The following is a 13454-nucleotide window of genomic DNA, read 5'->3' as shown; positions in this document are numbered from 1 at the left end:
CAGTTTAAACTACTCCCTCTTTTTTGATCACCATTGGCTTATTTCTCGCCGTTATGATTTGATCCCTTGTAATGGTTACTTGTTTATCAGTAATCACATTTTCGACATGTGCTCCCTCTTCAATATCACCCTTTTGCATAATGATACTGTTTTTAACAACTGCACCTTTTTTTACTTTTACTCCTCTGAAAATAATACTATTTTCGACGGTGCCCTCAATAATACATCCATTGGCTATTAAAGAATTAGACACCTTAGAGTAATTTGTGAATTCGGCAGGTGCTTCATGTTTAATTTTCGTGAAAACTTCCCATGAATCATAAAAATAGTTACGAAGAATTTCTGGGTTAAGAAATTCCATATTACTAGCATGGTATGTTTCTAGGGAATGAATAAAAGGCATATAACCCGTGAACTGATAACCTTGCACTTTTAGATTTATCAAATTTGCTTTAACAATATCTTTCAAAAAATCATATTCATCATACTCTATACAATTCATTATTAAATCTATTAATAGTTGTTTTTTAATCACATATGTTTCCAAACATATATGATCACCTTTCTTAGGAGACGTATAAAAGTTTACATCACGGACTTCACCGTTTGTATCGAGTGAAATTTGATGATAAATTGGTCTTTTCACTGATAAACCATCATAATCCTTGTACAGAACTGTAATATCGGCTTCACTACTTTCATGTTCTTTGATCACATCATTAAAGTCAATTTTACAAATATGATGACCAGGAGCAATAATTACTGTATCTGCAGTTGCCCGTTGGAAAAATTCTAAATGATCATAGAACTGCTGTAAATCTCCTCTGATTTTTTCATCAGGATGAATCGAAGGAAGAATGAATAGACCTTGTGAACGATGATCAAGATCCCATTCCTTTCCAGAACCTAGATGATCCATCAATGATCGATATTTATCTTTTGTGAAAATGGCAACTTTACTTACGGAAACGTTCATAAAGTTTGACATAGTGAAATCAATCATTCGATAGCGTCCGCCAAATGGTATGGAGGCTAGGCAACGATGATGGGTCAATTCTTTTAATATGGGTCTTTCATTTACAAGATTAATTACACCCAATACATTTCTCATTTAAGCTACCTCCTATTATAAAGCTTGCAGAAAAGCACTTTCCGAAGAAACCAACTGATTTTCACCGATTAATGTAAGTCTTTGTTTAGTGTCAGAGATTACAGCCCCATCTTCGATAATTGTACCGCTACCGATTATTGCCTTTTCGATTATTACATTATTTCCAATTTTCACATTTGGCATAATTACGGAATTCTTGACGATAGAGCCACTTCCAACTTGGACGTTATAAGAAAGAACAGAATGGTCGACCTTCCCAAATACCAAACAACCTTCATTGACTAAAGATTGTGTCACATCTGCATCTTCAGATATATATTGTGGGGGGTGGTTGGCATTTCCTGCATATATTTGCCAGTTTGGGTCTCCGAGCTTGAAATCAGATGGTTCTTCCAACAAATCCATATGCGCTTCCCACAGGCTGTCAATCGTACCTACATCTTTCCAGTAGCCTTTAAATCGATACGCTTGTAATTTTGCATCATCTTGCAGCATCTTTGGAATAATGTCTTTTCCAAAGTCATTAGTGGAACTGCTGTCCTTTTCGTCTTCTGTTAAATATTTTTTTAGATGTTTCCAATTAAAAATATACACACCCATCGAAGCCAAATTACTTTTTGGATGTTTAGGTTTTTCATCAAATTCAATAATTTGATCCATTTCATCAGTATTCATGATACCAAAGCGATTTGCTTGTTCCCATGGTACCTCTATGACAGCAATAGTTGCATGTGCACCCTTATCAATATGATCTTCGAGCATTTTATTATAATCCATCTTATAAATATGGTCCCCTGAGATTACAAGTACATATTCTGGGTCATTATGATCGATAAAATGGAAATTTTGGTACACGGCATTTGCGGTACCTTTATACCATTCCCCACCATCTTTTCCCTGATAAGGTGGAAGGATAGAAACTCCGCCGTTATTGCGGTCAAGATCCCATGGGCGGCCATTTCCAATATATGAATTCAAAATATGTGGACGATATTGAGTAAGTATACCGACTGTATCTATACCTGAATGTGTACAGTTGCTTAAGGTAAAATCGATGATCCGATATTTGCCTCCAAATGGTACTGCGGGTTTAGCTAAGTCACTCGTCAACTCCCCGAGTCTTGAGCCTTGACCACCTGCTAAAAGCATTGCAACCCATTTTTTAGATGCCATTTGTACTGACTCCCCTTTTCCGTGTTTTTGTTTCTTTCATGAATATAGCAATCCCTAGTGGCGGTACGGTTATTTCAAGACAGTAAGGTTGATTATTGTGCGGAATTTTACTGGTATGGATTGGGGCAGAATTCAACTGTCCCGAACCGCCGAACGATGTAGCATCACTATTAAATGCTTCGAAATAGTTCCCGTTGGACGGAACTCCTATTTGGTAATTATGGTAAACATCGGCTGAAAAATTACAAACAACTATGCAATAATCCCCCTTCCGTTTTCCTCTCCTCATAAAAGTAATTACGCTTTGTTCCGTATTGTCCGCATCAATCCAATGAAAGCCAGTTTGCTCATGGTCCAGGCGCCATAGGGCACTAGTTTCCTGATAAAATTTATTTAGCTCTTTATAGTATCGATAGAAATTGGAGTGAGCTTCAAAATCTAACAGCATCCAATCCATTTCTTGCTGGTATTTCCATTCGTCAAACTGCCCTATTTCACTGCCCATAAATAAAAGCTTTTTTCCTGGATGAGCGAATAAATAGCCGAACAAGAGACGTAAATTTGCGAATTTTTGCCAGTAATCGCCAGGCATTTTATTTAATAATGATCTTTTTCCATGGACCATTTCATCATGTGAAAATGGAAGGACAAAATTTTCCGAAAAAGCATACAAAAATGAAAATGTCAGTAGGTGATGATGCTTTGGTCGTTCGCCAACATCAAGCCTCATATATTTCAGTACGTCATTTGACCAACCCATATTCCATTTATAATTGAATCCAAGTCCGCCTGTACTAGTTGGACTTGTAACCAGCGGCCATTCGGTTGCTTCCTCCGCCATCATGAGGGCACCAGGATATTTTCGAAAAATGGTTTCATTTAACTTTTTTAGAAATTCAATTGCTTCAAGATTTTCTTCGCCACCAAACTGATTTTTCAATTTTACTGGAAGCGGATTATCATGATTTAGATAAATCATGGATGAAACTGCATCAACCCGAATTCCATCAACATGATAAAAATCCATCCAAAACATTGCATTTGAAATCAGAAAGCTAACAACTTCGGGCTTACTATAGTCAAAACTATATGTTCCCCAGATTGGCCTCTCTGCTCGCAGGGGATCTACCGATTCGAATAGAGGTGTTCCATCGAACCTTCCAAGGCCATGCGCATCCTTACAAAAATGTGCAGGCACCCAATCCAGAATTACACCAAGGCCCTTTTGATGACATTGATCTATTAAATACATTAATTGCTCAGGTGTACCATATCTGCTACTCGCTGAATAATAACCAGTTATTTGATAACCCCATGAACCATCGTAAGGATGCTCCATAACAGGCATCAACTCAATATGTGTAAAGCCATTATCAATTGCATAATCGACTAATTCGTCAGCGAGTTCTTGATAACTATAAAACTCACCATCTTCTTTTTGTTTCCAGGAGGCTAGGTGAACTTCGTAAATCATCATCGGTTTGTGGTAAATATCTTTCTTTATTCTCTGTGCCATCCATTTTTGATCTTGCCATTCAAATGTATTTAAATTGTAGATAATTGAAGCTGTTGCCGGTCTCAACTCTGAATAAAAGGCATAAGGATCTGCTTTTAATTCCTTCCGTCCATCTGGTCCTATAACCTCATATTTATAAATGTCTCCATGAGAAAGCTCGGGAATAAATAAAACCCAGATTCCAGAATCCAAGCGTTCCATTGGATGCCGAGTACCATTCCATTTATTAAAGATACCCACAACGGAAACTTGCCTTGCATGCGGCGCCCAAACTGCAAAACGCACACCTTGAATATTGTTCTCATATAGGATATGAGCTCCAAGCATCTTATAACTTTCAAACAGTGTTCCTTCATGAAAAAGATATACATCAAAATCACTTGGGTATTGCCGGTTATTCAACTTCATAATTCCTACCATTTCAACACCTCTTACAATCTATGATTATTTGAATTTATATACCAGTGCTTATCCTAAATTATTCGCCATCTATCTAAAAACACCTTTAAAATATTTGACTTTTTACAATAATTAATAATTTTAAAACAAAATAAAAAATCCTCCAAGGAATGAAGGACTTTTGTAACTTTCATTTAGATCGTGAAATGATATCAATAATAAAATTCTAAAGTGCGATACCCGTAGACTATTTATCAGCTGTCCTCCCACATACCATACTTTTATACTTTAAATGTGATCCATAAGAATTTATAAGAATACACCTGTATTTGAAGCCTCAGTCATTTCCTGTCAATTGTGAAGAAGACATATTAATCATACGGTTTAAAAATATATAAGAGAGGGATACGGACCAAGCTAGTGGAGTATTGCCATTTGGCACATTTTTACCACCAATATATAACTCAGGGACTTCCCAATTATTTGGTACGATTTGTTCCGTTTTTTTAACATATTCATAAGCCTTATCATGCATACCCAGTTCAAAATAGCACAATCCTAGCCAAGGTAGCCCGAAGCACCATTCTGCTTCGCTGCCTTCGTTGTAATACTGATCGTTCTGATAACGAATGCAGCCATTTTTCCGCTCAAGGCGTTCAGAAACCATCTCGATAATCTTGAGTGCCGTTTTCCTTTCAACTATACGATACGGATAAATAAGTGATAGAAGGGATAAATCTGTTTCTTTCGTTTCACTTTCCCGTGGTAAAAGAAAACGGAGCGTCTCTTCACCTTTTTGTATCAGTTCATCCTTCACATTTACGAGCATTTTCACCGCACGTAATCCTGCCACGCATGCACCTACACTTGAAGCATGCAGTTCCATATTTTCTTCCCACATCCCATTATCCTTTGCCTGCCAGTATTGAAGACACTCTAAATAGTCGACTAGCTTCTGAACAATTGCCAGGTCTTTCTCATCACGGATAACCTTATGTCCGTGGTTTACTCCAACCCCTACTCCCCATAAGAAGGCTCCAATTGCATCATTCTGAGCATGGCCCCATTCTTGGCCCATTTCCTTTAAATCTGTGGAATACCGTGAGTGAATATATTCAAAAAGGTAAACCGGTTTTTTTTCACGGTGAATGTCGATTTTCCATTCATAGGTTTTAAATAGTTCAAATAAGGCATGATATGCTTTTTCATATCGATCAGATTCGTTTTGCAAAAAAGGCAAAACTGTGTATACGACATCACGTATCCAAACAAAATGATAGTCCTTTGAAACACTCGCAGTGTAAGCGCCGTTCGGTAGGCGCATCCGATCTAAAACCTCAAATGCATTGCTGATTTTCATATACGAGACCTCCCTTAAATAATTGCCTATATAGTGATTGTTAACCATTTGCGTTTATTCTAGACAAACCATTCCACGAAAGCGTTTCCAGTATAAAACGAAAAAATTTTATTACATATATTTTATGTAGGAATTTGTTATTTGGAAAAGCAATCAGACCCAATACCTAAAAATTCATTGGCAAATACTTTATATTCAGTATAGGAAATGACCACGATTCAAACTCTATTAAGGGTGTTAATAACTAATGTTACTAATACCCGAAAGATAAAACTTCAAATCAACTTTTGACGTTTGTAATGAGTTTACCTTTTCTTTAGTATTTTTTTAGAAAGAATATAAAGTTGCACTCCACTTACAAACAAGTAAAAAACACCCCACGTTTAAAGGGACAGAACCCATTTTTACGTAAAGGTGTTTATAAAATATCTAATTCTAGTTTAGCGGTATCTTTCTAAATACTAAATAGTAGAAGTGCTAACGCAAAATCTTACAATTCTTCTGCTATTACTTTAACAATTTCATCAATCGTAGTGGAAGCCCCAGATTTATCTTGTACTAACACGCTAAAGATGTACGATTGGCCGCTACCAGCTTCTAGATAACCACTCAACGTACTAACACCGGTTAATGACCCGGTTTTTGCATAGACTTTTCCGGCTGTTAATGGATCTTTCAATCGATTTCTTAAAGTACCTCCTACCATTCGATCTGTATTTGCAGCTACTGGTAAGCTAGTAAAATAGGTAGTAAACCAATCTTCTCCTTGCACTTGATATAACAACTCACTTACCAATAAACTCGAAACCCTATTTTCGTGAGACATTCCTGAACCATCTTCAAATTGCCAATCTGTCATATTTAAGTCTTTTGAGTTTCCATATTCTCTTATAGCTTGTAGACCAGCCTTTGTGCTACCGTGATTATTTTTCACTTTACCCATCGTCTTCACTAAAATATCCGCAATACCATTATTACTTAGTTTCATATAGGGGATTAGCAGTTGCTCCAGTGTCATCGATTGCTTCATTGCAACGAGTTTTGCACTATTTGGTGTTGCAGCTTGAAATACTTTTTCTTTTGAATACTCAATTCCTGCTTCTGCTAAAACTGTCTGGAACATCGTCAATGTATGTGTCGTTGGATGTTTGACTGTCACCCATTCTCTCTTAGTTTTATCGACAGGAAGGTTACCACTAATGACAATCTTGTTTGTTTGATGTAATCTTTCGATCGTTATTGTATTGGCTTTTCCCACTTCCACTGTCTGTGCTTCATTTACTATTTGTAAATCACCAATGTGAGGAGTTACTTTAATGGATGGTAAGTCTCCAACTATAGTCCCAACTGTTTCTACGATAATCGTACCGGAATCGTAGTCTGTGTTTGGAGAAGTGGTTAAAGCTGAAATAGGTGCAGCGTAATAATAAGACTCGTCCCCAATCCAAATTCCAGGTGTTAATAAATCATCATCAAACCATTTGTCATCACCAACAATCCGACCATCGATTTCATGGATACCCTGTGCTTTTAATTCTTCTGCGAACTGTTGCAAGTCTTCTATGGATAAAGTTGGATCACCTTGCCCTTTTAAATAGACATCCCCTTTTAAAATCCCGTTTGAAATTTTCCCAGAGGTATAAAGGCTTGTATTAAAGCGGTAATCCTTTCCCAATATGTCTAAAGCTGCTGCAGTAGTCAAAAGTTTCATATTAGACGCTGGTTTTACAGTTGCAAGACCATTGTAGTCATAAATCGCTTCTCCGGAGAATCGGTCTCTTACAGTAATACTCACATTTGCTCCTGGTAATTTTTCTTCTACAATCCTAGTAATAGAATCATTTAACGTTTCCTTTACTAATTCTTCTGCTTGAGCAGCATTTTGAAAACTTAACATACCCATAACTAACACCCAAGTCATCACCATGGTAATCCATTTTTTCTTCATGATTTTCCCCCACTTGTTTGAATTTTTAGATTATTACTTAAGTGTATATTCATCAAAAAGAAAATTTATCCTCTAAGACTATAAGAAACAGGCTTTTAGATTGAGCTTAAAAAACTTACCCTAAATATATAAACCTATATTTTTTTCAAAAATTACGTCTATTGACCTAGAATATTTGAACGATAAATTATTATTTTTAGATTCATTAAATTATGTCCGGTAAGTTGTTTTAATTTACTCCGCTTCTGAACAACTAAAAAATAATCCGCGCCTCTTACACTACCAACAAAGGATATAGTGGTTAAGTCCATAGAGTTAAATATTATGGAGGTTAGTTAGTACTAACTTCTACAAGAAAATTTTTAGCGAGCAATCTAACAAATAGATTTTCTACTATTAAATAGAAACTGTGCAATTTATTTTGCATTGTTATTCTTATAAGGGTAATTACCTAATTATTTGGATTTTTCTACAAAAAAAAGACATTCCAAAAGGAATGTCTTTTTTATTAAACTATCCGTCCAACGCCATCTATTGGAAACACAGATCCTGAGTTTTTAGTTGAAGCGTAAGAATTCAATTTGGCAGGAAGTGTTTTCCTTAAAGTTGATCAACGGCTTCCTTAAATATTTCATATGAACGTCTTCTAGCATGCTGGTCATAAACATAGGTAACAGCCATCAATTCATCTACTTGAAATGCTCCCAAGAATGATTTTAATTGCTCGGTGATAACATTTTGGTCGCCTTTAAACGTATAAGACGACATCCTACGTACCGCATTTTCTTCTAAATGGTTCCATAGACCATCCATTGTATCAACTGGAGGCTGCAACAAGTCCTTTTTACCAGTTACTACATTTAAATAAAAACGATCACTAGATGTAGCGAGCTTTTTAGCTTCCTCATTTGAATCTGCTGCTATTACATTTACACAAACTATCACATACGGTTCAGATAAATATTCAGAAGGAACAAACTTATTTCGGTAAATTTGAATCGCTAGCTCTAACTGCTGAGGGGCAAAATGTGCAGCAAATGCATAAGGTAGCCCTAAACGAGCAGCTAATTCCGCGCTTGAAGTACTTGAACCAAGAATGTAAATTGGTACACTAACACCTACACCTGGAAATGCACGAACTCCACCTTGATGATCTAATGATTTAAAGTAATTTTGCAATTCCACCACATCCTGCGGGAAAGAAAAAGAAGTTTCCTGTGTCGTTCTGCGCAGAGCATGAGCAGTTTGAATGTCAGTTCCCGGAGCGCGGCCCAGGCCTAAATCCAGTCTATCCGGATAGATGGTTTCAAGTGTACCAAACTGCTCTGCAACAACAATTGGTGCATGATTTGGTAACATAATCCCACCTGAACCTACTTTAATAGTTTCTGTCTTTTCCAATACATGACCGATTAAAATAGAAGTAGCAGAACTAATAACGGTAGGTGAATTGTGATGTTCCGTTAGCCAATAACGATTGTAGCCGAGCTCTTCAGCATGTTGAGCAAGATTAACCATATCCTTAAAAGCTTCTTTATTTGTCTGTCCTTCTTTTACGGCTACTAAATCCAAGACCGATACAGGGACGGTCTGAAGTTTTTTATTCATATACTTACTTCCCTTCGTTATTCAAACATCTCCATTTGATAATAGAACCAAGTAATAAATTCTTCAAGGTATCTGCTTCATAAGTGATGGATACTAAAACAGTCTAATTGGATTGAATTATTTGAACAACTTATTCTACCTGGTTTTCTGGCAATTTCCTTCTTACCTGAAGTAAAAAGGCTTGTATTAATACGGTAACTCTTTTAATTAGACTTTCCCATTGATTCGCCATGTTTACTGCCTAAATAATTTGGAACTATTTTTTGTATATTGACAATTCTATCAACATTTGTGATTCCTGTTTCAGTTCATTGATAATTTCAAACAACATATTGGATATCTTTATAGAATTGTCCATATTCTATGTATTCTAGAAATTGAGATAATAATTTTTCTTATTTCAATTTCTAGCCTCTTAAATTATAGAAATTAATATATGTGAGTCAATTTCATAAATCTTACTTTTTAAAAAACGTAGACTATTGTACTGACCTTTTTCTTGGTTTTTAAAACTAAGCTGTTAACAAAACTTTTCGTTTTATCTATCCATAGCCAAACGTGAAGCGTTATAAGTTAGAGTTACGAATTAGAAATGTAGTTTAGCTTTTTTGCCTGTACGATGCCTTACATTATTTAAATCAAAATACACTACGTTTTTCTTCTTCCATTCTTTGTTTAACTGCCAGCACCTTGCCTGTTTTTTAACAACAGAAAGTCAGCATCCATCTCTCGGACACTGACTTTTTTCTTTGCACTCCTACAGAAGATAAAAACCGATTCCCATGATTAAGTATGCGGCGAAAAGGGTCAAACCTTCAAACCAATTCGATTCCCCGTCATTTGAAAGGTTAATCACGAGAAGTGCGGCAGTAACCATCGCCACAAGTTCGGGCCATGTGAAAACGAGCGACATTGGTTCTGGCATAAACAAAGAAACAATAACTAATATTGGTGCTACGAACATGGCAACTTGCAATGTTGAACCGACTGCAATTTCCACTGATACATCCATTTTGTTTTTGACGGCCATTGTAATGGCGGAAACATGTTCAGCTGCATTTCCAACAATCGCTACGATAATGACCCCGATAAATAATTCTGTCCAACCAAACTTCTCGCCAAGCATTTCAAATGTATGGACTAATTGTTCCGATACAAAAGCGACCACTATAGTTGCTAATAGAAGTATTAAAATGGCTTTACCTTTCGTCCATTCCGGCACTTCTTTCTCCTTTTCTGGTTGGTCCGAGGAAGCGAAGACCCCTCGATGTGTGACAAGTTTGAAAAATAATCCCGCAAGATATAGTGCGATTAAAATAACGGCGATTCCAATGCTCAAGTTCAACGTTTTTTGCGAATCCATCCCCATTGAAAATACTTCAGGAATTACAAAAGCGATGATAACAGCAAAAATAAGCAACCCTGCATTATATCTGGAATCATGAACACTGAATTTTTGACGTTTAAACTTGATACCTCCAGCAAAAAATGAAAGCCCAAGTACAAGTAGTAAGTTTCCAAGAACGGATCCCGTCAGTGAAGCTAAAACGATTCCAACCATGCCTGCCTTCAACGTAAAAATAGAAATAATAAGTTCAACTGCGTTTCCAAAGGTAGCGTTTAACAATCCCCCAATTCTTGGTCCACTCACAATTGCAAGACTTTCCGTAGCTCGCCCTATGTACCCTGAAAGACCAATAATGCTTGCACAACAAAGAATGAACATAACCATATCCGACCAATTGAGAAATGCACCTACCAGAACTAATGGCACACCCGCAAAAACAAGAATGGCAAAGAATTTATCCACAAAAAACACCTCTTCATTAAACGAGTTCCTACACTATATTTCCCTTTTTTTTAAAATTAGAAACCTATTCCAATTACTTTTGAAAAATATTAAACACCCTTTCTCCCTTCAACAACTTTTTACTCATTGGTTATCTCAAAAGTCATTGTGGTTTTCATTCTAGAATTGTCCATATCCTATGTATTCTAATAAAAAATGAATATATAGAAGGTTATTCAAAATGAATTCTTTCCTGTTAAATTGAAAATTATAAAAGGCAGTAGAGAGTTATGACTTGTATCCTTCTACATCCAGGTTAATCATGTTGATTGTTTTCTTTCTCGTTAGATTAGAAGGAGGAAGATTTAAAAGACTTGCCTTTTATAAAGGACAAGTCTTTTATATTATCTTCTTATTTACTCTTTAGATTTTATTTCATTGGCTACTTTATTAATCCTTTCCAGCATTGTCGGATGGGAATATCGAAACCATTTTACAAGGAGTGGAGGATTCACTTCATTTAACCCGGCTCTTGTAAGTTCTTGAAAAGTGCTCACAGCAGCACTTGGGTCTGCGACTAACTCTATTGCATACTGATCAGCCCTTGTTTCTTGATATCTAGAAATATAATTTGAAAGTGGACTTGAAGCGAATAATAGAAAGGATGTAATTAGTAAAAACAATGGTAACGAGTGAATAGCATTTATCTGCCTTATTTTTAAACTACGCCCAAACCTAGCGACGATCCAAGGCATTATTTTCGCTGTTAACCAGAGCCCCAGAAACATAGTTAAAATATATTCAGCTATTCCGAAATATATATGTTTCTCCACATAGTGCCCCATTTCATGAGCCATAATGAAGAGAATTTCATTTTCTGATAAGCGGTTTAACGTCGTATCCCATAATACGATTCTGGAATTACTACCAATACCTGTAACATAAGCATTTAGCGCATTTGTCTTTTCCGCCATATTCACTTCATACACATGCTCGGTTGGAATATTTGCTTGATCGGCTAAAGTGAGTATTTTCGTCTCCAATTCTTTATTGGTTAGTGGGTAAAAATCATTATACAATGGGTCGATTACTACTGGTTGGATGAACATAAGGAAGATGGAATAAGGAATCATTAATAGCCAAGCTAGTAGCCACCATTTTTTGGAACTTTTCTTAATCAACCAATAAAGAACGGACACAATTACTACAGTCATTCCGAAGTCCACCCAAAATCCAATTACATTATCCCGCATCCAGGAAGCGAAAACCTGGGTACTAACCCCGTAGCTCTTACCTAAAGAATATCTGTAGTAGTCTAAAGGAAAGAATACGATAAATATAAAAAGGGAAAGCAAAAATAAATATACTCCGTTTTGCACTATTGCCCATTTGTTTCGCAAAGGATTCCATTTTTCAAATGCTCGAGAAAGTCCAGTAGATAATACAAATATATAGACAAGCCACTCGAAAGGTGTAGCTACAAAAAAGAGGAAATTCTTTATTTTTGAATACTCCTCACTAAGGTACAATTCCTGCTCCGACATAAAAACCTGTGGATCTGCAACCGTACCTTTCAAAGATCCTGGTATCCCCCCACTATTACTATGAAAAATATATACATACATTACTAATGCATATACCCCAAATAACAAAAGAGCAGTAATTCCGTATTTTTTCCTCAAATGCACTTCAACTCCATTCACACTTTCTTACATTAAGTGTAATCAGAAAAAAGAAAGATAGAACCAACTATAGTGTTTGGCTACTTTGAAGTCTCCCTGTGTTAAATACAATTCAAAACAGTATAGAATAGTTTTCGATTTATTTCTAACACAGGGAGCATTTTCAATATATCAAACTAGTTTTTATTCAATCTTGCTTCAACTAACAGGCCGCCACCATCTTTTAAGTATTTAATCATCCCTTCAGTTGCGCGGTAAATGAGTGCTGCAGCTGTTGTTGTTGGGTTTGTTACACCAAAGTGAGGGAATGCCGAAGCACCACATACGAATAGGTTTTCCATATCCCACATTTGAAGATAATTGTTTACGGCACTTGTATTATGTTCGGAACCCATAATGACGCCGCTTCCATTATACTGATAAGCAAGTCCTCCAGCATAATGTTCAGCCATAAGAACTGGTAGCAAATGTGTGGCACCCAACTTTTCCATTATTTCAACTTGCTTTTCTTGAATAAATGCATGAATTTCACGATCGTTATCGGAATAATCCCACGTAATGCGAATTAGTTGATCTCCATTTTCATCTTTGTAAATCGGGTCTAAATCAAGATAGTTATTTTTATACGGTAACGTCGCTTTTTGACTAACTAATGTCAACGAACGATTATGATAGAATAAAGATTGTTTTTTAAATTCTTTCCCCCATTGTGGTGTACCAGGTGGCGTTAAATTCGTTCCAATCGGAGCTTTACCACTATTAGGCGGTTGTCCAATAAGATAATGAAAAACCAAAGTGTTTATTGTAAAGTTTCTCACAAATAAAAGAATACCTTCATATAAATAAAAGTGTTTTCTAATTTGGAGAC

9 protein-coding genes are annotated in these 13454 nt (G+C 36.2%); all 9 read right to left on the bottom strand.

From position 1 onward, the window contains the following. Positions 1-4: 4 nt before the first annotated feature. The gene (glgD, locus tag KD050_RS18175; RefSeq protein WP_211893721.1) at positions 5-1111 is read right to left on the bottom strand and encodes a glucose-1-phosphate adenylyltransferase subunit GlgD; all 1107 of its coding nucleotides are present in this window, start codon (positions 1109-1111) and stop codon (positions 5-7) included. A gap of 15 nt (positions 1112-1126) precedes the next feature. Beyond that, complete coding sequence (locus KD050_RS18170; RefSeq protein ID WP_211893720.1) at positions 1127-2284, bottom strand: glucose-1-phosphate adenylyltransferase; 1158 nt, start codon at positions 2282-2284, stop codon at positions 1127-1129. After that, on the bottom strand, positions 2274-4220 hold the full coding sequence (glgB, locus tag KD050_RS18165) for a 1,4-alpha-glucan branching protein GlgB (protein WP_211893719.1): 1947 nt from the start codon (positions 4218-4220) through the stop codon (positions 2274-2276). Before glgB ends, KD050_RS18170 begins: the two co-directional genes overlap by 11 nt. Positions 4221-4536: 316 nt before the next feature. Then, a complete protein-coding gene (locus tag KD050_RS18160; protein WP_211893718.1) occupies positions 4537-5559 on the bottom strand; it encodes a glycoside hydrolase family 15 protein in 1023 nt (340 codons plus the stop codon). A gap of 490 nt (positions 5560-6049) precedes the next feature. After that, positions 6050-7507, bottom strand: a complete 1458-nt coding sequence (gene dacB / locus KD050_RS18155) for a D-alanyl-D-alanine carboxypeptidase/D-alanyl-D-alanine endopeptidase (RefSeq protein WP_211893717.1) — start codon at positions 7505-7507, stop codon at positions 6050-6052. Between the two features lie 600 nt (positions 7508-8107). After that, on the bottom strand, positions 8108-9115 hold the full coding sequence (locus KD050_RS18150) for an LLM class flavin-dependent oxidoreductase (protein ID WP_211893716.1): 1008 nt from the start codon (positions 9113-9115) through the stop codon (positions 8108-8110). 757 nt (positions 9116-9872) lie between these two features. Continuing rightward, a complete protein-coding gene (cax, locus tag KD050_RS18145) occupies positions 9873-10925 on the bottom strand; it encodes a calcium/proton exchanger (RefSeq protein WP_211893715.1) in 1053 nt (350 codons plus the stop codon). A 395-nt stretch (positions 10926-11320) separates the two neighbouring features. Next, a complete protein-coding gene (locus KD050_RS18140) occupies positions 11321-12586 on the bottom strand; it encodes a M48 family metallopeptidase (protein ID WP_211893714.1) in 1266 nt (421 codons plus the stop codon). Positions 12587-12762: 176 nt separating this feature from the next. Next, positions 12763-13404: a GMC oxidoreductase gene (locus KD050_RS18135; RefSeq protein WP_235753848.1), complete on the bottom strand. Its 642-nt coding sequence runs from the start codon at positions 13402-13404 to the stop codon at positions 12763-12765. Positions 13405-13454: the final 50 nt, after the last annotated feature.

Source organism: Psychrobacillus sp. INOP01, from assembly GCF_018140925.1.
Classification (GTDB): Bacteria; Bacillota; Bacilli; order Bacillales_A; family Planococcaceae; genus Psychrobacillus.
This window is presented reverse-complemented; position numbering and strand designations above follow the sequence as displayed.

Excerpts from the sequence above, each read along its gene's own strand:
- glgD (WP_211893721.1), bottom strand. The coding sequence starts at position 1,111 with ATGAGAAATGTATTGGGTGTAATTAATCTTGTAAATGAAAGACCCATA.
- KD050_RS18170 (WP_211893720.1), bottom strand. The coding sequence starts at position 2,284 with ATGGCATCTAAAAAATGGGTTGCAATGCTTTTAGCAGGTGGTCAAGGC.
- glgB (WP_211893719.1), bottom strand. The coding sequence starts at position 4,220 with ATGGTAGGAATTATGAAGTTGAATAACCGGCAATACCCAAGTGATTTT.
- KD050_RS18160 (WP_211893718.1), bottom strand. The coding sequence starts at position 5,559 with ATGAAAATCAGCAATGCATTTGAGGTTTTAGATCGGATGCGCCTACCG.
- dacB (WP_211893717.1), bottom strand. The coding sequence starts at position 7,507 with ATGAAGAAAAAATGGATTACCATGGTGATGACTTGGGTGTTAGTTATG.
- KD050_RS18150 (WP_211893716.1), bottom strand. The coding sequence starts at position 9,115 with ATGAATAAAAAACTTCAGACCGTCCCTGTATCGGTCTTGGATTTAGTA.